The 21,565-nt window shown below is 75.4% G+C and carries 18 protein-coding genes; 12 read left to right on the forward strand and 6 right to left on the reverse strand.

The features are described 5' to 3' along the window. Nucleotides 1-2 precede the first annotated feature (2 nt). On the reverse strand, nt 3-1,643 hold the full coding sequence (locus ACZ5D2_RS04820) for a hypothetical protein (protein ID WP_371679552.1): 1,641 nt from the start codon (nt 1,641-1,643) through the stop codon (nt 3-5). 50 nt (nt 1,644-1,693) lie between these two features. Beyond that, the gene (locus ACZ5D2_RS04825; RefSeq protein ID WP_007262923.1) at nt 1,694-1,888 is read right to left on the reverse strand and encodes a hypothetical protein; all 195 of its coding nucleotides are present in this window, start codon (nt 1,886-1,888) and stop codon (nt 1,694-1,696) included. Nucleotides 1,889-2,217: 329 nt separating this feature from the next. Here ACZ5D2_RS04825 and ACZ5D2_RS04830 point away from each other — a divergent pair, with 329 nt between their 5' ends. The 4 genes from ACZ5D2_RS04830 (at nt 2,218) to ACZ5D2_RS04845 (ending at nt 6,223) form a co-directional block, all read left to right on the forward strand. Continuing rightward, entirely contained in the window at nt 2,218-2,685 is a 468-nt protein-coding gene (locus tag ACZ5D2_RS04830) for an ankyrin repeat domain-containing protein (protein ID WP_371679553.1), read from the forward strand. Nucleotides 2,686-3,027: 342 nt separating this feature from the next. Next, on the forward strand, nt 3,028-4,425 hold the full coding sequence (locus tag ACZ5D2_RS04835) for a HEAT repeat domain-containing protein (RefSeq protein ID WP_371679554.1): 1,398 nt from the start codon (nt 3,028-3,030) through the stop codon (nt 4,423-4,425). 272 nt (nt 4,426-4,697) lie between these two features. Further along, a complete protein-coding gene (locus ACZ5D2_RS04840; RefSeq protein ID WP_468927192.1) occupies nt 4,698-5,198 on the forward strand; it encodes a DUF2867 domain-containing protein in 501 nt (166 codons plus the stop codon). Between the two features lie 488 nt (nt 5,199-5,686). Next, nucleotides 5,687-6,223, forward strand: a complete 537-nt coding sequence (locus ACZ5D2_RS04845; protein ID WP_371679557.1) for a GNAT family N-acetyltransferase — start codon at nt 5,687-5,689, stop codon at nt 6,221-6,223. 4 nt (nt 6,224-6,227) lie between these two features. Here ACZ5D2_RS04845 and ACZ5D2_RS04850 read toward each other — a convergent pair whose 3' ends face one another. From ACZ5D2_RS04850 to ACZ5D2_RS04860, 3 genes are read right to left on the reverse strand one after another with little or no spacing between them, the layout of a single operon-like run. Then, nucleotides 6,228-7,112, reverse strand: coding sequence for a 5-oxoprolinase subunit C family protein (locus ACZ5D2_RS04850; protein ID WP_371679558.1), 885 nt, complete (start codon nt 7,110-7,112; stop codon nt 6,228-6,230). Next, nucleotides 7,109-7,726, reverse strand: a complete 618-nt coding sequence (locus ACZ5D2_RS04855; protein ID WP_371679559.1) for a 5-oxoprolinase subunit B family protein — start codon at nt 7,724-7,726, stop codon at nt 7,109-7,111. The genes ACZ5D2_RS04850 and ACZ5D2_RS04855 overlap by 4 nt, the downstream gene beginning before the upstream one ends. Further along, nucleotides 7,723-8,502, reverse strand: a complete 780-nt coding sequence (locus tag ACZ5D2_RS04860; RefSeq protein ID WP_371681343.1) for a LamB/YcsF family protein — start codon at nt 8,500-8,502, stop codon at nt 7,723-7,725. The genes ACZ5D2_RS04855 and ACZ5D2_RS04860 overlap by 4 nt, the downstream gene beginning before the upstream one ends. 117 nt (nt 8,503-8,619) lie before the next feature. On the opposite strand from ACZ5D2_RS04860, the gene ACZ5D2_RS04865 reads away from it, so the two are divergent. The 4 genes from ACZ5D2_RS04865 (at nt 8,620) to ACZ5D2_RS04880 (ending at nt 16,214) form a co-directional block, all read left to right on the forward strand. Further along, on the forward strand, nt 8,620-10,125 hold the full coding sequence (locus tag ACZ5D2_RS04865) for a hypothetical protein (RefSeq protein ID WP_371679560.1): 1,506 nt from the start codon (nt 8,620-8,622) through the stop codon (nt 10,123-10,125). After that, nucleotides 10,122-10,457 (forward strand): hypothetical protein, encoded by a 336-nt coding sequence (locus tag ACZ5D2_RS04870; RefSeq protein ID WP_468927197.1) that lies wholly within the window; start codon nt 10,122-10,124, stop codon nt 10,455-10,457. The genes ACZ5D2_RS04865 and ACZ5D2_RS04870 overlap by 4 nt, the downstream gene beginning before the upstream one ends. Further along, nucleotides 10,454-11,377 carry a hypothetical protein gene (locus ACZ5D2_RS04875; RefSeq protein ID WP_371679562.1) on the forward strand — a complete coding sequence of 308 codons (924 nt, stop codon included), beginning with the start codon at nt 10,454-10,456 and terminating at the stop codon, nt 11,375-11,377. Before ACZ5D2_RS04870 ends, ACZ5D2_RS04875 begins: the two co-directional genes overlap by 4 nt. 67 nt (nt 11,378-11,444) lie before the next feature. Further along, nucleotides 11,445-16,214, forward strand: coding sequence for a hypothetical protein (locus ACZ5D2_RS04880; protein ID WP_468927200.1), 4,770 nt, complete (start codon nt 11,445-11,447; stop codon nt 16,212-16,214). Between the two features lie 111 nt (nt 16,215-16,325). Here the strand turns inward: ACZ5D2_RS04880 and ACZ5D2_RS04885 are convergent, their stop codons facing one another. Further along, nucleotides 16,326-16,724, reverse strand: a complete 399-nt coding sequence (locus ACZ5D2_RS04885) for a hypothetical protein (protein ID WP_371679564.1) — start codon at nt 16,722-16,724, stop codon at nt 16,326-16,328. Nucleotides 16,725-17,109: 385 nt separating this feature from the next. Between ACZ5D2_RS04885 and ACZ5D2_RS04890 the strand changes: the two genes are divergently transcribed. Genes ACZ5D2_RS04890 through ACZ5D2_RS04905 form a run of 4 tightly spaced genes read left to right on the forward strand, consistent with a single transcriptional unit; the run spans nt 17,110 to nt 21,532 of the window. Further along, the gene (locus ACZ5D2_RS04890) at nt 17,110-20,046 is read left to right on the forward strand and encodes a sensor histidine kinase (RefSeq protein WP_468927203.1); all 2,937 of its coding nucleotides are present in this window, start codon (nt 17,110-17,112) and stop codon (nt 20,044-20,046) included. After that, on the forward strand, nt 20,043-20,480 hold the full coding sequence (locus ACZ5D2_RS04895) for a roadblock/LC7 domain-containing protein (protein ID WP_266837698.1): 438 nt from the start codon (nt 20,043-20,045) through the stop codon (nt 20,478-20,480). Before ACZ5D2_RS04890 ends, ACZ5D2_RS04895 begins: the two co-directional genes overlap by 4 nt. A gap of 10 nt (nt 20,481-20,490) precedes the next feature. Beyond that, entirely contained in the window at nt 20,491-20,925 is a 435-nt protein-coding gene (locus tag ACZ5D2_RS04900; RefSeq protein ID WP_371679566.1) for a DUF742 domain-containing protein, read from the forward strand. After that, complete coding sequence (locus ACZ5D2_RS04905) at nt 20,906-21,532, forward strand: GTP-binding protein (protein WP_266837694.1); 627 nt, start codon at nt 20,906-20,908, stop codon at nt 21,530-21,532. Before ACZ5D2_RS04900 ends, ACZ5D2_RS04905 begins: the two co-directional genes overlap by 20 nt. The last annotated feature ends 33 nt before the right edge of the window (nt 21,533-21,565 follow it).

Below are 21,565 nucleotides of genomic sequence, written 5' to 3' on the forward strand. Positions count from 1 at the left end.
GCCTACGGGGCCTCCGCCGCCACCTCGGGGATCTCCGAGGCGTCGACCGGCGGACCCGGCGACTGCGCGGGGGGCTGGAGCCGGAGCGCCTTGGACGGGGTCGTGTGGCCCTCCCCGCCGCCCGCACCCGGCGCCTGCCGCTCGGGGAGCAGCTCCATGACCGCCTGACGGTGGCCCGGGTGCGTGCCGTCGTCGTACGGGTCGGGCGTCGCCGGCACCTGGAGCCGGTGCACCGGCCCCGTACCGAGCCGGGCGTACCCGCGGCCCGGCGGCGGCTGCGCCGGCGGGGTGGTGTGCGGGGGCAGCCCGAGGACGTCGGTGATCTGCTGGACGGAGGCGGGCCCGAGGACCACACGGGCCCGGGTGTGCTGCCAGACGGCGTCGTTCAGCAGCTCCAGGTGGTCGAACTGCTCGGCCACCACCACGGTGACGTGCGCGGCGCGCCCGTGCCGCAGCGGCACCTGGAGCTGCGCCAGGGGGTCGGGGCGGCCCTCGGCGGCCGCGAGGTGTCCGAGCACGCTGGGCCGGTCCAGCAGGATCCACAGCGGGCGCCGGGTGTCCTCGGGGGCGGGCCGGCCCGCCTCGTGGGCCCGGTGGGTGGCGATCAGGCGGCGTTCGGTCTCGTGCGCGGCCCACTCGACGGTGGCCAGCGCCCCGCTCGGCCCGTACTCGACGGCCAGTACGCCCGCGCGGCCGGACAGGCAGGAGTACTCGCCGCTGCCGCCGCCCTCCACGATCATGACGTCGCCGCCGTGGCGCAGGGCCTGGAGGGCGATCGAGCGCAGCAGGCTGGAGGTGCCGCTGCCGGGCTGGCCGACGGCCAGCAGGTGCGGCTCGGCGGAGCGGGGGCCGGTGCGCCAGACCACGGGCGGCTCGTCGCGGGGGTCGTCGTCGTCCTCGACCACGGGCAGGGTGCGCCGGACCCCCGCCGGGTCGGTGAAGCCGAGGACGGTCTCGCCCGGGGAGGTCACGAAGGGCTGGGCCGCGATACCGGTGGGCAGCGCGGCCAGTACGCGCAGATCGAGCTGGTTGCCCTCCTCGTCCCAGTCGAAGCGGTACTCCCGCCCGCGCCCGGACTTGGCGTGCAGCAGGGCCTCGATCCGGGCCCGTGAGGCGGCCTCGCCGTCGGTGAAGTACGCGGGGTAGCGGATGCGGAGCCGGGTGACCCGGCCGGCCTCGTCGAAGGCGTACCCGCTGAAGGCCTCGTCCCAGCTCCCGCCGTGGGTGAAGAGCGGACTCGGGTCCTCGGGGATGGAGAAGTACGGCACGAGGGCCTCGTAGAGGGATCCGAGCCGTTCGGTCTCGGCGTCACTGGGCCCGGTCTTCACCGGGGTGCGGTCGCGTCCCTGCCAGGCCGCCGCCGCCATGAGGGAGATCAGGGCGGCGAGGGGGCCGTAGGGGAGGAGCGCGACCACGAGGACGCAGGCGGCTCCCAGGAAGAGCGCGGGACCACGCTTGTCCTTGGGGGTCGCGGTCCACTTCCGCCGCCCGGCCGCGGCCAGGATGCGCAGACCGCGCCCGATGGTGAGGAGCGGATGGAGGACGTCCGTGGCGCTGTCGGCGGCCGTGCGAGCGAAGTCGCGGCCCCGGGCGAGCGACGCGGTGCCGCTGCTGATGATTCGGGGGAGTGGGCGCCGTGCCACGGTCGTCTCCTGGAGTTGTGGTGGTGCGGGACGGTGCGGGTCGGGGCGGTCTAGAGCTTGATCCCGCCGAGCAGGCTCGCCAGGCTCGCCGTGCTCGCCGTGATGCTGGGGGCGATGGCGGAGCCGGCGAGGAAGAAGCCGAAGAGGGCGCAGACGAAGGCGTGCGTCAGCTTCATCCCGTCCTTCTTGAAGAAGAGGAAGCAGATGATGCCGAGCAGGACGACACCTGAGATGGACAGGACCATGAGACGTTCTCCTGGTGGGTGGGGACGGTCACCATCAGTTCTTCCAGGCTCACAGGAAGTATCAATGCGACAAAAGGTGCATACGGGTGAATCTTTCGCTTTTTCACCGGCCCGGCCCACCCCGACTGGCGCGTCCGCCGCGCAGGGTGTGCGCACGCCGCCGACCGGCATCCTTGCCTCGGACCGGCCCCCTCATGTCCCTCACCGGGCGCTACCCTGACGATTCACCCGTACGGACGCAGTGCCGTGCACCCCACGGCCCGCCCGGCCTGGGGAAACTCTTGCCGAAGCGGCGAGCGACGAGTAGCGAGTGAAAGGCGGCACGAGTGATGAGCAGCACCGACGAGAACGCGGCCAATGCGGCCAATGCGGCCAACGCGGACGGCGCGGCGCAGGCGGCCGACGCGGCCGGCGTTCCCGACGCGGACGTCATCGAGCTGGCCACCAAGATCTTCGACCTCGCCCGCCAGGGCGAGACCGGGACGCTGACCGCCTACCTCGACGCCGGGGTGCCCGCGAACCTCACCAACGACCGCGGGGACACCCTCGTGATGCTCGCCGCCTACCACGGCCACGCCGACGCCGTCACGGTCCTGCTGGCCCGCGGCGCCGAGGCCGACCGCGCCAACGACCGCGGCCAGACCCCGCTCGCCGGAGCGGTCTTCAAGGGCGAGGAGGCGGTCATCCGCGCGCTGCTCGCCGGCGGGGCCGACCCGAACGCCGGAACCCCCTCCGCCGTGGACACCGCCCGCATGTTCGCCAAGGCCGACCTGCTGGAACTCTTCGGAGCGCGGTAATCCGGTTTTTTCCCGGGCCGGGCCCGGCCAGGACCGGGCCGAGACCTCACGGCTTGGTCACGGCGGCCTTAAATGTGGTCGCGGCACACAAACCGCCTGGGTCATCATGGCGTCGGATTCGATTCGCGGACATGACGGACGGGCAGGAGCGGGCTGGACACGACGGGTGTCCACACCCACCCCTGCCGCACCGGCCGCCAGGGCCGCGAAGCACCGACGAGAGTGAGAAGGCAATGGTCTACATCGAGCGGAACATGACGGCGGACGTCCTCACATGCTGTTACGCGGCTCTGTGAATCCCGATTCCCGGTTGCGTCCCCAGCTTGATTTGAGGCCATTCCCATGTTCGAACCAGTCATAGCGCCAAGCGGCACCCTGCTCGGTCTCCTCCAGCGGGGCCGCGGCGACGGCACGCTGCACGCGCTCGCGGCGCCCCGGTCCGAGGCCCTCGCGGCCCTGGACCAGTGCGTGCTCCGCGACCCGCGCCAGGACTGGCAGGTCGAGAACCGCTCCCTGTACTACGCCCGCCTGTACCTGGACCTCGACGGCCCCCTCGGCGCGATCGAGGCCCACCTCTTCAGCCCCGACGACCTCGTCGACGAAGAGGACCACCGCACCGGCCTCGCCCTGTCCGTCCTCGGCCACCTGGCCTCGTACGGCCGCGACGACGCGATCGCGCTGCTGCGCCGCTACGCCGCCTCCGGCGCCAACTGGGCGTGGGCCCTGGACGAGCTCGCCCTGCGCGACGACGACGAGGGGCTGCGCTCCCTCGCCGACCCCGTCCTCGCCCGGTTCCCCTCCACCCCCGAGGGCGAAGCCCGGCTCGCAGTCGCCGTCCGCGACGCCTACGAGCCCCGCCCGTGGTGCCTGTGGGAGGAGTCCCCGCTGTACGGGGAGCGCCTGCGCGCCGCCCGCCAGCAGGGCTCCTTCGACCGCTGGCAGCGCCAGCTGACCCCGAGCGGGCCCCGCCCCGGCTGGGGCGTACAGGCCGTCTTCGACTGGGCCGCCGACGGCTTGCGCCGCGGTACCCCGTTGCACGTGCCCGCCGCGCGCTGCCTCGCCGCCGTGGCCGCGCCCGAGGACCGCCCCGCCATCCTCGCGGCCGCCGCCGGAGCCGACGGCGAGGCCGCCCGCGCCACCGCCCTGCACCACCTGGTCCTCGCCGAACCGGAGAACCCGGCCGTCCTGGACCTCATCGAAGCCGCGGGGGACGAGCCCGCCGTGGCCGCCTACGAGCGCATGTGCGGCCCCGGCGCCCTCGACCGGGCCCGGCTCTGGGTCCACCGCCCCGACGCCCTCGGAGCGGCCGCCGCGGCCCTCCTGGCCGCCCGCGGCGGAGCCGACGACGCCGGTCTCGTCCTCGGAGCCCTGCGCTCGACCGTGCGGGGCTCGGGCCCCGACACCGTCCGGTTGTTCGCCCTCGTCGACGGCGCGGGCCGGCTCTCCATCGGCTGCGCGGCTCCGGTACTGCGGCACGTCTACCGCGAGACGGCCTCCTCCCACCTGCGCGGGCGCGCCGCCCGCGCCCTGGCCAGCACGGACCCGACCTTCGCGGCCGGCTTCGCGGTCGAGTGCCTCTGGGACTGCGAGGAGACCACCCGCGAGGTGGCCGCCCGCCACGCGGAGACGGCCGACGCCCGCGTCGCCCCCCGCCTGCGCCGCCTCGCGGCGGACCCGGCGGAGGAAGAGGACGTCCAGTCGGCGGTCCGCAGCCGCATCGCCCCGGAGTCGGCGGTGTAGGGGCTGGCCGGGGAGTGGGCCTGGGTGGGTGGGGGCTTTGCAGACGGGTGGGGTCGGGGGTGGGCGGTGCACCCCCGGTCCGGGTCTGGGGAGGGCTGGGGGCTTCCCGCCAGTCCACTGTCCTTCCCCCGACAGGCGCGTCGGATCGCTACGCGCTTCGCTCGGCATGGCGGCTGCGATCCGTCTGGGGCCGGACATGAGCGGCCCGACCGCGAATGGTCGCGAACAGGCCCGGGGTGGGCGGGTCGGGAGACGTGTGAGCCAATGGGCTCATGACCAAGGCAGTTCGCAGGAATGCGGTACCCGTGGTGCAGGCGGCAGGCACGAGTCTCGGGGCGTACGACCATGTCGACGCGGTGGCCGTCGACCTTCCGCCGGGCACGAACGCCGAAGGCTTCGCCCGGTTGTTGCTGTCGAACCCTCCACGGTGGAGGGGCCGGTTGATGGCCGTGCGCGACAGGCTGGTCGCCCCCTTCGGCCTGCGGGTACAGGAGCGGGCGGCACAGGACACCCGCATCGAGCCGGGAGCCAGGAAGGGACCCTTCACGGTCCTGGAGGTTGGCGAGGACGAGATCCTCTGCGGGGACGACGACAAGCACCTGGCCTTCCGTGCCTCGTTCGCGGTGCGGCCCAGGCCCGATGGATCGGGCCTGGAAGGCGTCTGCACCACGGTCGTCCGTTTCAACAAGCCGGTCGGCCGCCTCTACTTCAGGCTCATCGAGCCCTTCCACCACCTCATCGTCGCCTCCATGCTCGCCCGGACAGCTTCCTAGCCGCTCGCCTGCCGAGGGCGCCCATCAGATCGTCCCTCCGTGCGGGTACCAGCCCCAGACGGGTCGCAGACGCCATGCCGTGCGAAGCGCGTAGCGATCTGACGCGTGTGGGGCCTGCCGGGCGCTCTGGTCGTCGTGTCGGGCGGTCTGGACGCCCCGGGCCAAAGACCCATGGCCATTCGGGGCCCGAGTGCGGGACCGGGCGGAGATGGCTCGCGCATCTCTGGGATGCCCGCCCCCCGAAGATCTCCCCGTGGACCGTTCTTTTGGGGGTTTCCCGGCAGTCTTTGGCATTCCGTGGCGGGACGGGCTGTCAAGGGTGGCCGAAGGCCATCGCGAAGCGACGCGACCGAAGGGAGCGCCCTTGACAGCCCGGCCCGACGCGGAAGGACGATGAGACTGACGGGAAACCCCCAAACCCTCCCTGATGCGGGCCGAGTCGAGTCCCGCCGCCCCCCGACCCCGCCCCACCCCGCTACGTTGGCCGGATGTACGAGTTGAAGACCGAGCGTCTGGTGCTGCGTGGGTGGCGGGAGTCCGACATCGGGCCCTGGGCGGCGATGAACGCCGACCCGGAGGTCCGCAGGTACTTCTCCAGGGTGCTCACGCCCGAGGAGAGCGCGGCGTCCGCCGCCCGCTTCCAGGCGGCCCTGGAAGAGCGGGGCTGGGGCTGGTGGGCCGTCGAGGTCGTGGCCACCGGTGAGTTCATCGGACTCGCCGGGCTGGACCCCGTCGACGAGGGCATGCCCTTCACCGGGGTGGAGGCCGGCTGGCGGCTGGCCCGTTCCGCCTGGGGGCAGGGGTTCGCCACCGAAGCCGGCCTGGCCGCCGTGTCCTTCGGGCTGGACACCCTCGCCCTGCCGGAGGTCCTCGCGGTGACGGCGGCCACCAACCTCCCCTCGCAGGCGGTGATGCGGCGCATCGGGATGACGTACGACCCGGCCGGGGACTTCGACGACCCCGACGTCCCCGAGGGCCCGCTGCGCCGCAACGTGCTCTACCGGCTGGCCGGCGCCCCCCGGTAGCCCCTCACCCCACCCCCACGAACCGCACCCCCACCCCCGGACGCGCCTGGGCCGCCGCGTCCAGGGCCGGGCCCTCCGGGACCACGCCGACCACCGGGTAGCCCCCGGTCACCGGGTGGTCGGCCAGGAACACCACCGGCAGGCCGTCCGGGGGCACCTGCACCGCGCCCAGCACCATCCCCTCGCTCGGCAGCTCCCCGCCCCGGGCGCGGGCGAGCGGCGGGCCCGCCTCGGTGCGCAGGCCGATGCGGTTGGACGCAGCCGACACCCGGTAGCGCGCGGTCAGCAGCCGGGCCAGCGAAGCCCCCGTGAACCAGTCGGCGCGCGGCCCCGGACGCAGCGGGAGCACCAGCTCGCCCGGGACCCCCGGGGCCCCGGGGGCCGCCGGCACCCGCAGGGCGTCCGCCCCGGACACCGGGCCGGGCCCCGGGGGTCCCACCGGCAGCACCGTCCCGGCCGCCAGTACCGGCGGGCCCAGCCCCGAGAGCAGGTCCGTCGCGCGGCTGCCCAGCACCGGCGGGACGGCGAACCCGCCCCGTACCGCGACGTACCCGCGCAGCCCGGACTCCGCCCGGCCCACGTCCAGCTCCGCCCCCGCCCGCAGCCGGACCGGCGCACCCCAGGCCGCCGGGCGCCCGCAGACCCGTACCGCGCAGGGAGCCCCGGTCACGGCCACCGTGACCGGGGACAGGGCGCGCAGCGTGACCCCGTCGAAGGTGGTCTCCAGCGTCGCGGCGCCGGCGGGGTTGCCCAGCAGGCGGTTGGCCAGGGCGTGCGCGGCGGTGTCCAGGGCGCCCGAGCGGGGTACGCCCAGGTGGGCGTACCCGGGGCGGCCCAGGTCCTGGAGGGTGGTCAGGGCGCCCGCCCGCAGCACCAGCAGTTCCGTCATGCCCCCGCCTCCGTGAACCGCACCCGTACCCCGGGCGCGAACAGCGCCGCGGGCTCCCGCGCCGGGTCCCACAGCACCGCGTCGGTGGACCCGATCAGCTGCCAGCCGCCGGGGGAGGAGCGCGGGTAGACCCCCGCGTACTCCCCGGCCAGCGCCAGCGAACCCGCCGGGACGGCCGTACGGGGCGTGGCGCGCCGGGGCAGCCACAGCCGCTCCGGCAGCCCCGTCAGGTAGCCGAAGCCGGGCGCGAACCCGCAGAAGGCCACCCGGAAGACCGTGCCGCCGACCAGCCCCGCGACCTCGTCCCGCGCCACGCCCCAGGCCGCGGCCACCTCCGCGAGGTCCGGGCCGTCGTACCGTACGGGGACGGTGACCAGCGGCCCCTCGGTCTCCGCGAGCGGCGGCACCACCCAGTCCGCGATCCGGGCCGCCAGCGCGGCCGGCCGCCGTACGCCGTCCAGGAGCACGGTCCGGGCGGCGGGCACCACCTCCCGTACGCCGTCCAGCTCGCCCGCGTCCCGGCGGCGCAGCAGCTCGGCGTGGAGCGCGGCGACCTCGTCCGCCGAGTCCACCTCGACCAGCAGGGCCCGCGCCCCCACCACCAGGGCCCTCACGCGAAGGCCTCCACCCGCACCCCGGCCGCGCCCAGCGCGTCCCGGACCCGCCGGGCCAGCTCCGCCGCCCCCGGGGTGTCCCCGTGCACGCACAGCGAGCGGGCGGCCACGGCGATCCGGCTCCCGTCGGCGGCGGTCACGGAGCCCTCGGCGGCCATCCCCACGGCCCGCGCGACCACCGCGTCCGGGTCGTGGACCACCGCCCCCGGCTCGCCGCGCGGGACCAGCGTCCCGCCGGTCGTGTACGCCCGGTCGGCGAAGGCCTCCGGTACGGGCTCCAGCCCGGCCTCCCCGGCGGCGGCGAGGAGCAGCGACCCCGGCAGGCCCAGCACCGGCAGCCCGGCCTCCCCGGCGGCGAGCCGGACCCCGGCGACGACCGCGCCCGCCTGGGCCGCGTCGTGCACGGTCCGGTTGTAGAGGGCGCCGTGCGGTTTCACGTACGACACCCGGGACCCGGCGGCGCGGGCGAACACCTCCAGGGCCCCGATCTGGTAGGCGACCTCGTCCGCCAGCTCCCCGGGCGGCACGTCCATCGAACGCCGGCCGAAGCCCGCCAGGTCGCGGTACGAGACCTGCGCGCCGATGCGTACGCCGCGTTCGGCGGCCAGCTCGCAGACCCGGCGCATGATCGAGGGATCGCCGGCGTGGAAGCCGCAGGCCACGTTGGCGCTCGTGACCACGGACAGCAGGGCCGCGTCGTCGGTCAGCGTCCACCGTCCGAAGCCCTCGCCCAGGTCGGCGTTGAGGTCGATCGGGGCCGCGGGAGATGTGATCATGGAAGCCATGCGGCGAGCGTAGAACAGGGCACGCGCGCCCCTCCACGACCGCGGGGACGATCCGGCCGAACCATGCCGTTTGGGATGTTGTCCGTGACACCGCCTAGTCTTTCCGTCGTGACTCTCCCTGCTCCGGCGAAGACCCTCGCCTCCCCGGCGCCGGGCCCCGCCGCCGACGAGGGCCTGGCCCGTCGGCTGCGCGCCCTCGCCTGCACCGCCCCGCTGCACGACCTCGACGTCCGCAAGGCCAATCTGGCCGGCGAGTACGGGGTCTACGCCATGGCGGAGGTGGCGCTGTCGGCGATCGACCTGGTCACGCTCAACATGGACTTCGACACCGGGGCCGACCACGAGCAGATAGTGGCCCGCCTGCTGCCGCGCGTCGCGGCCCAGGCCCCGGCGCGCCCGGCGGCCGAGCACGAGCGCGTCGCGCGCTGGGTGCTGGAGAACCTGATCAACGTGGGCAGCGTGGACCGCGGCTTCCGCGCGATCTACGGCACCTTCGGCCCGGACGGCGTGTACGTCCGGCGCGACTACGACTTCAAGCTGATCGAGGAGGTCCCGGGCTACGGGGGCGCGGTGTACCTGCGCACCACCGACGAGGCGGTCAACGTCCTCGTCGGTGCGCTCGACACGGACGTCACCAGCGCGCAGATCGCCGCCGAGGTCAAACTGGAGGTGCTGATCAGCCGCGGCCGGCTCGCGGACGCGCAGCTCGCCGCCGAGCAGGCCCGCTACCGCACCGTCCAGTACGCCGAGACGCTGCGCCGCACCCTCGACGCGACGCGGCGCAACGTCCGCGCCGTGGACTGGCTCCAGGCCGTCCCGGACATGATCGCCGAGGCCCTCGACCACGTCGCCGACCGCTACCGGCACGAGAACGCGATCCTCACCAACATCCGCAAGGCGCGCGACGAGGCGGAGGACCCCGACAACAAGCGGCGCGCGGCCGAGCTCGTCGACATCGTCAAGGACTGCATCCGCCGGCACACCCAGCTCCAGTCCCGGCTGCTCGACGCGGGCCCGCTCTTCCGCGCCGAACAGGACCGCCAGGCCTTCGCCGCGCCCGCCCCGCGCTCCGGCATCGACCTCTACGGCCAGCTCGTGGCCCCCCTGCTGCCGCTGCCGCTGGAGCGGGCCACCCGGGTCACCGACGCCTTCTTCGCCGCGGGCACCGGGCTGCGCACCCCCGTCTCGGTCCGGGTCGCCGACCTGGTGGAGATCCTGCTGACCCCGCCCGTGGAGCGGGAGCACCTCGGCGTGGAGATGCCGGAGCCCGACCTGATCGCCACCCCCGACGACAGCCGCTTCAGCGAGGAGCAGCTCGCGCGCGCGACCCGGCTCCTGGACCTCCCGCACGACGCCCCGCGCCGGCTGTCCGGACTGCTCGCCGAGGCCCGGCGCGACGACCCGGACCTGCCCTACCTGGTGGCGCTGCTGGCCGTCCACGCCGCGAGCCCGGCGGTGGGCACGGCGTACCGCCAGGGCGAGGAGCGGATGCTGTTCGCGGTGGACGACGGCACCGAGCTCGACGACCCGGAGTTCGGCGGTGCGGACCTCATCGTCGGCACGGCCCTCCTGGACGCCGCCGGCATGGCGGCCGACCGCGCGGAGGCGTCATGACACCGCCGCCTCCGGCCGAGGTCCCGGATCGGGGCCGGTTCCAGGCCGACGCGCCCGGCGGGCGCCCGGCGGCGGGCGGACGTGTCGTCGGCGTCGGCGTCGGTCCGGCCCGGGGGCGGACGCCGGCCGACCGGGCGAGGCCTACGGCCCGCGCCCACCGCGGGAGCGGGCCGCGCCCGCAGGCCTCCGCCGCCCACACCGCCCGTCACCGCACCACCGCAGAACCCGTACACCGCACCACCGCAGAACCCGTACACCGCACCACCGCAGAACCCGTACACCGCACCACCGCAGAACCCGTACACCGCACCGCCGAGGAGACCCACCCGTGAGCGACCACCACGCCGAGCGCCCCGCGTGGAGCGAGCCGCAGACCGCATGGAGCGAGCCCGAGGCCTCGTCGGCTTCGGTCGCGCCCGCCCCCGGAGGGTCCGTCACGCCGGCCGACGCCGCCGACGCCGCCCGCCTCGTCGCCTTCGGACTCCAGCCCCGGCTGCTGCCCGCCCGCGACGCGGAGTACGCCGAGCTGCTGCGCCGCTACCGCGAGGAGCCCGCCTTCGGGCGGCTCGCCGACGCCGTCGCCACCGGCCTCGGCCTCGTCGTCCTGGAGGTGTCGCCCCGGGCCGGGATGGCCGTCGCGGCCGCCGAGGACTCCGTCTTCGCCGTCCGCATGGGCGACTACGCCCGCCGCACCGCCGCGGACGGCGGCGACCGCTTCCTGCACGGCCTCGCCCACCTCGCCGTCGCCGCCCTCGCCTTCCCCCGTCCCGAGGACCTCGCCGACAACGGCTACATCGGCCGCATCACCGTCAACGGCGTCGACGCCTTCGTCCGCCAGACCTGCCGCCGCCTGGAGGAGCGCGCAGAGGAGCTCGGCGAGAACACCGACCCGGCCTCCGACGCCCCCGGCCTGGAGGCCGCCTGGCGGGTCTACGCCCGCCGCAGCGCCACCGGAGCCACCAAGGACGCCCGCCGCCTGGCCGGCTCCACCACCGGCATCGTCGGCAAGGCCGCAGCCTTCCTCACCGAGTCCGGGTTCCTCCAGCGCACCGGCGACGAGGCAGGCGGCACCTACCGCACCACCCCCCGCTACCAGCTCCAGGTCCGCGACATGGCGGGCAGCGCGGCCATGGCCGAACTCCTGGAACTCGGCGTGGTCCCCGTCAGCGACGGCTCCGCCACCCTCCTGCCGCCGCCCGAGGGCGACGACCTGGAGCTGGCCGCCGACGCGGGCCTGCCCTTCCACGCCTGAGCCCGCACCCGATCCCGTACGCCCCCCCACGCACACGACCCACGACAGAGCACGAGAGTCCGCCGCCATGTACGAGCTGTCCCGGATCCGCCTCTACTCCATCGGGCCCGCCGGCGCACGCTACGCCGACACCGTGCTCGACCTGCGGGGAGTCGGTGAGCCGGTGCCCCACCCGGCGCCCGCCCAGGCGGAGTTCTTCGAGGAGGAGCCCACCGGGCCGCCGCGCCGCCCCGCGCCCGCCGGCGTGCTCTTCCTGGAGAACGGCGGCGGCAAGTCCGTCCTGCTCAAGCTGATCTTCTCGGTGATGCTCCCCGGCCACCGCAACACCCTCGGCGGCGCCAGCTCCGGCGTGCTGCGCAAGTTCCTGCTCGCCGACGACTGCGGACACGTGGCCCTGGAGTGGCAGCACACCCAGACCGGCGAGTGCGTGGTCGTCGGCAAGGTCAGCGAATGGCGCGGCCGGCAGGTCTCCAACGACCCCCGCAAGTTCGCCGAGGCCTGGTACTCCTTCCGCCCCGGTCCGGGTCTGAGCCTGGACAACCTCCCCGTCGCCGAGGCCACCGCAGTACGCCCGCCCGTCGAGGGAGCCTCCGGCGCCCAGGGCCGGCGCCGCACGATGAAGGGCTTCCGCGACGCCCTCACCGAGGCCGGGAAGGCGTACCCGCACCTGGAGGTGTACTTCGAGGAGATCCACGACCGCTGGAACGAGCACCTCACCGAACTCGGCCTCGACCCCGAACTCTTCCGCTACCAGCGCGAGATGAACGCCGACGAGGGCGAGGCCGCGGGCCTGTTCGCGGTCAAGAAGGACTCCGACTTCACCGACCTGCTGCTGCGCGCCGTCACCGACACCCGCGACACCGACGGCCTCGCCGACCTGGTCCACGGCTTCGGCAACAAGCTGGGCCGCCGCGCCGAGCTGATGGCCGAACGCGACTTCACCGCGGGCTCGGTGGACCTCCTCACCCGCATCGTCGAGGCCGCCGAGACCCGCTCCCGGCTGCGCGACGTCCACGCCGGCGCCGAACGCCGTACGCGCACCCTCGCCCGGCGGCTGTCCGCCCGCGCCGGCGCGGAACGCGGCCGCGCGGCCGACCTCGCCCAGCGGGTCACCGGCGCCGCCCACGAGGTCACCGCCGCGGAGGCGCAGCGCACCCGCAGCGCCGCGGTCTCCGCCGAACTCGCCTACCGCCACGCCTCGCTGGCCCTGACCGTGGCCGACAAGGCCGCCGCCGCCCAGCGCCGCGAGCTCCTCGAAGCCCGCACCCTGCACTCCGCCTGGCAGGCCGCCGAGACCGTGCTGCGCCACCGCGCCGCCGCCGACCGCTCCGCCCGGGTCGCCGCCGCGATCCTGGAGGCCGAGCGGGACGCCGCCCCGGCCCTGGCCGCGCGCGCCACGGCCGCCGCCGAGCTGGTACGGGCCCTGCACACCGCCGCCGAGCAGGGCGAGCGGGCCGCGAACGAGGAGGAGGAGCGCTCCGCCGGGCTCCAGGACATCGGCGAGACCGCCCACCGCGACGCCACCTCCGCCGCCACCGCCGCCCAGCGCGCCCGCAGCGAGGCCGAACACCTGCGCACCCGCCTCGCCGAGGTCGCGCAGGAGACCGCCGAGGCCGTGAAGGCCGGCTGGCTCGACGACACCGCGCCCGACGCCGACCCGGCCCGCGCCGCGCTCGCCGCCAGCGACGCCGAGAAGGCCGCCGTCGCCGCCTGGGAGGAGTCCCGCGACGCCGCCCGTGCCGCCAGCGACGCCGCCCGCGAGGCCACCGCCGCCGAATCCCGCGCCGAGCTCACCGCAGCCCGCGCCGCCGACGCCGCGGAGGCCGCCGAAGCCGCCCACGCGGCCGAGGAACGCGCGGCCGCCTCGCTGGCCGCCGCGCCCCGCCTGGCGGAGCTGCTGGGCCTCCCGTCGGCCCCCGACACCTTCCTCCCGCGCCCGCGCGGGGGCGCGCAGCCCGGCTCCGCGGGCCCCGGCGCACCGGCCGGGGCGGCCACCGCGGCCGGCGCCGGCCAGACCGCCGGCGCGGACGCCGCGAGCCCGGGCACCGTGGTGGTCACGGACCGGTCGGGCCCCGCCTCCGCCTCCGGATCCTCCACCGCCGCAGCAGGCCTCACCGTCGCCGACCTCGACCGGGGCTCCGACGAGCTGGTCCGGCTGCTCGCCGACACCGTCGGCTCCGCCGAACGCCAGCTGTTCGAGCTGCGCACCGCCGCCGCCGACGACGCCCGCATCCTCGGCGCCCTCGGCGACGGCGGCCTGCTGCCGCCCGGCCCCGACGTCCTCGCCACCGTCGAGTACCTCGGCGAACACGGCATCCCGGCCCTGCCCGGCTGGCGCTACCTCGCCCAGTCCGTGGACCCGGCCGACCACGCCGCCGTCCTCGCCGCCCGCCCCGAACTCGTCGACGGCGTCGTGATCACCGACCCCGACACCCACAGCCGTGCCCGCGAGGTCCTCTCCGCCGCCGCGCTGCTGCCCCGCTCCACCGTCGCCGTCGGCACCGCCGCCGCGCTGCTGGCCCCCGTGCCGCCGGCCGGGGACCCCGGCGCCGACTCGGGGGTGTTCCTCGTCCCGCCGAACCCGGCCATGCACGACGAGCACGCCGCCGACGAGGAGCGCCAGGCGCTCCGCGCCCGCGCCACGGCCCGCGACACCGAGATCCGGGACCTCGCCGCCCGCCTCTCCGGCGACCGCGAGCTCGCCGCCCGGCTCGCCTCCTGGCGCACCGGCTGCCCGCCCGGCCGCCTGGACCGGCTCGCCGAACACGCCGCCGCCGCCCGGACCTTCGCCGAGGAGGCCGACGCCGAGCTCGCGGAGGCCCGTACGGTACGCGCCGAGGCCGACGAGGCCGCCGCCGACGCGGCCCGGGTCCGCGACGAGCGCCAGGACACCGCCCAGCGCGCCCGACGTGCCGCCGACGCCCTCTCCGGCCTGGCCCACCGACTGCGCGAGCGCTCCGGCTGGCAGACGAAGGCCCGCGAACTCGCCGAGGAGGCCGCCGAGTCGGAGGCCCGCGCCGAGGCCTGCCTGGACCGGGCCCGCGCCGCGGACGAGGACCGCCGGGCCGCCCAGCGCGCCGCCGACGACGCCCGCCGCACCGCCCGCGCCCTGCGCGCCGAACGCGCCGAGATCGCCGGGGCCCCCGACCAGCTGCCCGCCGAGGACGCCCCGCGCGCCCCGCTCCCCGACCTGCGCGAGGCCTACCGGGCCGCCTCCCGGCTCTACGAGAAGGTCGGCGTCGGCGCCGACCTGCGCGCCGAACAGGCCCGCGCCGAGAGCGACGAGAGCGCCGCCCTCGCCGAACTCGACCGCCTCACCAACAAGGTCCGCACCCGCGCCGCCCAGCTCCTCGAAGGCACCGACGGCGCCGACGGCCCCTCCCGGCAGGCCGCGGCGGCCCGCGCCGAATCCCTCGTACAGATGCTGGAATCCCGGGCGTCCACCGCGAGCGAGCAGCTCGGCCGGCTGCGCGGCGAGGCCGAACGGCACGCCCCGGCCGACGGCGGGGCCCACACCGAACTCCCCGAGGAGCTGGTCCCGGCCGACGTGGAACAGGCCCAGGGCCTGCTGCGCACCGCCACCGCCCAGCTCGCCGCGCACTCCGCCGCCGTGGAGAGCGCCCGCGCCGCCCACGCCGACCTGCTGCGCGCCCACCGCGCGGCCGAGGACGGCGCCGGGGGCTTCGACGAGACCGCGGCCCTCCTGCGGGACCTGCTGCGCGACCACAGCCACCCGGAGGACGAGCAGGAGCCGGTGCCGCACCCGGGCAGCCTGGAGGAGGCCCGGCAGTCCGCCGCCGAGGCCCGCCGCTCCCTGCGCGGCTGCGCGGCCGACCTCTCGGCCGCCGAGTCCGCGGTGCGCGAGGCGAGCGACGTGCTGGTCCGGCACGCCAACGCCACCCGCTACGAGCAGGTGCGCACCCCGGCCCGCCAGCAGATCCGCGAACTGCCCGCCTCCGCCCTGCCCGAGCACGCCGCCGCCTGGGCCGCGGCCTTCGCGCCCCGGCTGCGCGTCCTGACCGACGAGCTCGCCCAGCTGGAGCGCAACCGCGACAGCATCGTCGACCGGCTCCGCGGCCTCGTCGAATCGGCCCTGGCCACCCTGCGGTCCGCGCAGCGCCTCTCCCAGCTGCCGGAGGGCCTGGGGGAGTGGTCGGGCCAGGAGTTCCTGCGGATCCGCTTCGAGGAGCCCGACCAGGCCACGCTCACCGAGCGGCTGGGCGAGGTCATCGACGAGGCCACCCGCGCCGCCGTCAAGAAGAACAGCACCGCCTCCTTCGGCGAGGGCGGCCGCCGCGACGGCATGTCCCTGCTGCTGCGCGGCGTCCAGGCGGCCCTCGAACCCAAGGGCATCGCCGTGGAGATCCTCAAGCCGGACGCGGTGCTGCGCGCCGAGCGGGTCCCGGTCGGCCAGATGGGCGACGTCTTCTCCGGCGGCCAGCTGCTGACCGCCGCCATCGCGCTGTACTGCACCATGGCGGCGCTGCGCAGCAACGACCGCGGCCGCGACAAGCACCGCCACGCGGGCACGCTGTTCCTGGACAACCCGATCGGGCGCGCGAACGCGACCTACCTCCTGGAACTCCAGCGGGCCGTCTCCGACGCGCTCGGCGTCCAGCTGCTCTACACGACGGGCCTCTTCGACACCACGGCCCTCGCCGAGTTCCCGCTGGTCATCCGGCTGCGCAACGACGCCGACCTGCGGGCGGGCCTGAAGTACATCAGCGTCGAGGAGCACCTGCGGCCCGGCCTGCCGCAGCGGTCCCCGGACGGCGAGACCATCCACGGCGAGATCACCGCGACCCGCATGTTCCGCCGCTCGACCGCCGGTTCCTGAGAGGCCGCGGCTTTCCGAGAGGCCGCTGCTTTCCGCGCGGCCGCCGGACGGTCGGCCCGGCCCCGCCCGGCCCGTCCCCCGGCGGCGGGCCGGTGGGCGCGCCCGCCGTGGCTACCGGGGCCTGGGGGCCGCCCCGCGCGGGTCGCCCACGCCCCGGCCGGGGAGTCCCGGTGCCCGCGTCCGCTCCCGGGCCGCGCTGCTCGGCTCGGACACCACGCCGCCGCGCTGGTTCCACATCTGCCGGGTGATCCACACGTCCAGCACCGCCCAGGTGGCCACGACCGTCCCGGCTATCCCGCAGATCACCATCGGGAAGGCCAGCCAGGAGCCCGTCACCGCGAGGAAGAAGGTGATCGTGGCCTCGGTCAGGGTCACCGCCACGATCAGCAGCGCCCGTACCGCGGACGCCCGTACCGGGTCCGGCATGCGGCGCCGGCGGGCCGGCTCCTCCACCCACAGCCCCCGCCCCGGCATCCGCGCCGCCGCGCCGTCCTCTTCGTACATCCTCATGGTCCGCTCACTTCCCGCCCCGCGGCCGCCCATGCCCGCCGTGCCCGCCGTGCCCGTCCGCGCCCTCGTCCTGTCAGACGTGCGGGACCGCCCGGAGATTCCCGGAACCCGGACGTCCGCACTCTCCACAATGATCGCGGAAGGAAGAATTCCAGCCATCCATCCGATTGCGGGAACCGAGGCCCCAGCGAGTGTCATCTGCCACATATCGGGCCGGACTTGACCGGAAGTATCGGACAACTCGTGATCATCGTCCAGGGGTCAGACCGAAAACGTCCGGACACGCCTTCGAAGGCGCGCCCCGGCAGTAGTAGGCTCACGCCGTTTAAATGACGGAACACCGACCTCCGGCAAGGGGGTTGAGCTGGGGGAGGCTGGGGAGGCCATGCGCTTTCGCGGGAAGTCCATCCGCCGGAAGATCGTGGCGTTGCTCTTGGTGCCGCTCGTCTCCCTGACCGCCCTGTGGGGCTTCTCCACGGTCATCACCGGCCGGGAGGCGATCCAGCTCCTCGACGTCGCGTACGTCATCGACAAGGTCGGCTACCCGATCGAGGACGTCGTCCGCGTCATCCAGAAGGAACGCCGCCAGACCCTGGTCGTGATCGGCGACCCCACCGCCGCCGCCGCGACCGCCGAACTCACCAAGAGCCGCGCCGCCACCGACGCCATGGTCCGCGAGATCACCGCGAGCGCCCGCGACCCCAAGGTCGCCGACGAGCTCACCCCGCAGGCCCGCGCCCGGCTGCGCTCCATCCTCGACGCCTTCCACGGCATCGCCGCGCTGCGCAGCTCCGTCGACCGCAGCTCCCTCGCCCCCGGCCAGGCCCTGGAGCTCTACAGCCGGCTGGTCGACCCCTGCTACGAGTTCCTGATGAACCTCCACGCCCTGGAGAACGTCGAGATGGACAAGCAGGGCCGCGCCCTCGTCGGCATCACGCGCGCCCGCGAGACCCTCGCGCGCGAGGACGCGGTCATCGCCGCGTCCCTCGCCGCCCGCAACGTCAGCGCAACCGACGTCCGGCACGTCTCCGACCTCGCCGCCAACCGCGGCCTGCTCTACGAGTTCAACCTCGCGATCCTCCCGGCCGAGGACCGCGTGCTCTTCGAGCGGTACTGGAAGGGCCCGGAGACCAAGGCCCTGCGCGACGCGGAGGAACGGTTCATCGCCACCGGCGCCGGCAAGAACCCCCGCGCCGTCACCGCCGCCCAGTGGGACGAGGCCGCGGGCAAGGTCCTCGACGACCTCGCCACCATGGGCACCGCCGCGGGCGACCGCTACCAGAAGCGCGTCAAGCCGGTCGCGATCGAAGTCCTCGTCCAGGCCGCCGTCGCGGGCGTCCTCGGCTTCATCGCCCTCGCCGTCTCCGTCGTCCTGTCCGTCCGCATCGGCCGCGACCTCATCCGCGACCTCTCGCAGCTGCGCAAGGACGCCCACGAGGCCTCCGGCGTCCGGCTTCCCAGCGTGATGCGCCGCCTCGCCGCCGGCGAGACCGTCGACGTGGAAACCGAGGCGCCCCGCCTCGAATTCGAGAAGGACGAGGTCGGCCAGGTCGGCCTGGCCCTCAACAGCCTCCAGCGCGCCGCCGTCGAGGCAGCCGTCAAGCAGGCCGAGCTGCGCCGCGGCGTTTCCGAGGTGTTCGTGAACCTCGCCCGCCGCAACCAGGTGCTCCTGCACCGCCAGCTGACCCTCCTCGACACCATGGAACGGCGCACCGAGGACACCGAGGAACTCGCCGACCTCTTCCGCCTCGACCACATGACCACCCGCATGCGACGCCACGCCGAAGGCCTGGTGATCCTCTCCGGCGCCGCCCCCTCCCGCCAGTGGCGCAAGCCCGTCCAGCTGATGGACGTCGTACGGGCCGCCGTCGCCGAGGTGGAGGACTACGAACGCATCGAGGTCCGCCGACTGCCGCGCCTGGGCATCGAGGGCCCCGCCGTCGCGGACGTCACCCACCTGATCGCCGAACTCCTGGAGAACGCCACGGTGTTCTCGCCCCCGCACACGGCGGTCCAGGTCCACGGCGAGCGGGTCGCGAACGGCTTCACCCTGGAGATCCACGACCGCGGCCTCGGCATGAACCCCGAGGCGCTCCTGGACGCGAACCTCCGGCTCGCGGAGACCCCCGAGTTCGAGCTGTCCGACACCGACCGCCTCGGCCTCTTCGTCGTCAGCCGCCTCGCCCGCCGCCACGCCGTCAAGGTCGTCCTCCAGACCAGCCCCTACGGAGGCACCACCGCGGTGGTCTTCCTGCCCGCCGAGCTCCTCACCGAGGCCCCGGACACCAACGGCACCGGCATCCGCCTCGACGGCGTCAAGGGCGCCAAGGCCGCCCCGGGCCTCCTGAGCGGCCAGGGCGCCAAGGGAGTCAAGGCCGCCCCCGCCCCCAAGCCGTCCGACCGGCCGGTGCACGCCGCCGTCGAGCGCGCGTCCGCGCCGGCCCGCCCGCTGCCCGCCGGCGTGCTCAACGGACCGGTCGAACTGGAGGCGCCGCTCGGGGCGCTCGGCCTCGACGGGCCGGACGGCCTCGACGAGCTCACCCCCGGCATCCCGGGCCTCACCGGTGTCGGCGGGCGCCCGCCCATGGCCTCCCTCGACGACGAGACCCCGCCCGGCGGCATCTCGCGCACCGCCCTGCTGGGGCTGCGCGCCGCGGACCGCCCCCACAGCGACCGGCACCCCGAACGCGGCGCCTGGAAGGGCGACCGGATCGGCGACCGCGGCGCGGACCGCCACCGGGACCGGAGCCGGGACACCGAGGCGGAGTCCGGCCGCACCCGCACCCGTGCCACCGGACGCGAACGGGAGCCGCTGCCCCCCACGGGCCCGGTCCGCCTGGAGCGCCCCCACCAGGAACCGGTGCGTCCGGACGGCCCCCGTACGGGCGCGGCGGTCCCGCTGCCCCGGCGGCACCCCACCCCGACCCTGGTCGCGGAGCACGGCCGCCGCGTCGAGCCCCGCCCGGCGACCGCCGGTTCCCGGCCCCCGGCCACGGCCGGCCCGCCGTCCGGTGCCGACGAGGGCGCGCAGCCGCGTACGTCCCCGTCGGCGCCCGCGTCCGGCCCCGGCGGGCTGCCCCGCCGGGTGCGCCAGGCGAACCTCGCACCCCAGCTCAAGAACGGCCCGGCCCCCGCCGAGGCCGGGACCGACGCCGACCCGGTGACCGACCGCGACGCGGAGGCCGTGCGCCGGCGCATGTCCGCCCTCCAGCGCGGCTGGACGGCGGGCCGCGAACAGTACGCACAGCAGCAGTCCGAGACCGAGGCCGGCACCCCCGCCGCCAGCGGTCCCGCGCACGAGAACGAAGGGGACGGTCGATGACCGCACCGCAGACCGGAAACGACACCCGGGGCCGCGGCTCCGGCCCGCTCAACTGGCTCCTCGACGAACTCGTCGACAAGGTCGGCAGCATCCGCAAGGCGGTCGTCCTCTCCGGCGACGGCCTGCCCACCGGGAGCTCCAAGGACATCACCCGCGAGGACAGCGAACACCTGGCCGCCGTGGCCTCCGGCTTCCACAGCCTGGCCAAGGGCGTCGGCCGGCACTTCGAGTCCGGCCGGGTCCGCCAGACCGTGGTGGAGCTGGACGAGGCCTTCCTCTTCGTCATGGCGGCGGGCGACGGCAGCTGCCTGGCCGTCCTGTCCGACGCCGACTCCGACGTCGGCCAGGTCGCGTACGAGATGACGCTGATGGTCAAGCGCGTCGGCGACCACCTGGCGACCGCCCCGCGCACCGGGCTGCCAGCCGGAGGGTGAGTCGGACGGAATGAGCGACCCAGGCCAGGACCGACCCGGCGATCCCCGGGGGACCCAGCCCGACACCGGCCACCCGCACTGGTTCGACGACGACGCGGGTCCCGTCGTACGCCCCTACGCCATGACGCGTGGCCGGACCAGCCACGCCGGGCAGCACCGCCTGGACCTGATCGCCCTCGTCGTCGCGGAAGCGGCGGCCGACGATCCGGTCTGGGACCTGACCCTGTCCCCGGAGCACGCCCACATCCTCGGGCTGTGCCGGGAACGCCCCCAGTCGGTGGCGGAACTCGCCGCGGACCTGGACCTCGCCATCGGCGTGGTGCGGGTCCTGATCGGCGACCTCGTCCACGACGAACTGGTCCACGTGACCAGGCCGGTGCCCCCGGCCGAACTGCCTGATGAATCCATTCTGCGTGAGGTGATCGATGGCCTTCGGGCGCTCTAGCCGCACCGGCGCGATGCATGCCGTGTCGCCGGTCGAGCCGCTGACCCTGAAGATCCTGGTCGCGGGCGGTTTCGGGGTGGGCAAGACCACCCTGGTCAGTGCTGTGAGCGAGATCCGTCCGCTGCGGACGGAGGAACGCCTGTCCGAACCGGGCGCCGCCGTCGACGACATCGACGGGGTGGAGGGGAAGAGCACCACCACGGTGGCCATGGACTTCGGCCGCATCACCCTGCGCGAGGACCTGGTGCTCTACCTCTTCGGCACGCCGGGCCAGGACCGCTTCTGGTTCCTGTGGGACGAGCTGGCGCAGGGCTCCCTCGGCTCGGTGGTGCTGGCGGACACCCGCCGCCTCGCCGACTGCTTCGCCGCCATCGACTACTTCGAGCGGCGCGGGATCCCCTTCGTCGTCGCGGTCAACTGCTTCGACGGCGCCGAGCGCCATCCCGTCGTGACCGTCCGCGAGGCGCTCGACCTCGATCCGGAGGTGCCGGTCCTGCTCTGCGACGCCAGGGACCGGGAATCGGTCAAGGACGTCCTCGTGGGCGTCGTCGAACACGCCATGTCCCTGGCCCGGTCCCGCCGCAGGAGCCTGAGCGCCGGGGCCTGAGGGTCCTGGGCCTGAGCGTCCCGGCTCGGGCTC

This window comes from Streptomyces sp. NPDC031479 (assembly GCF_055581065.1).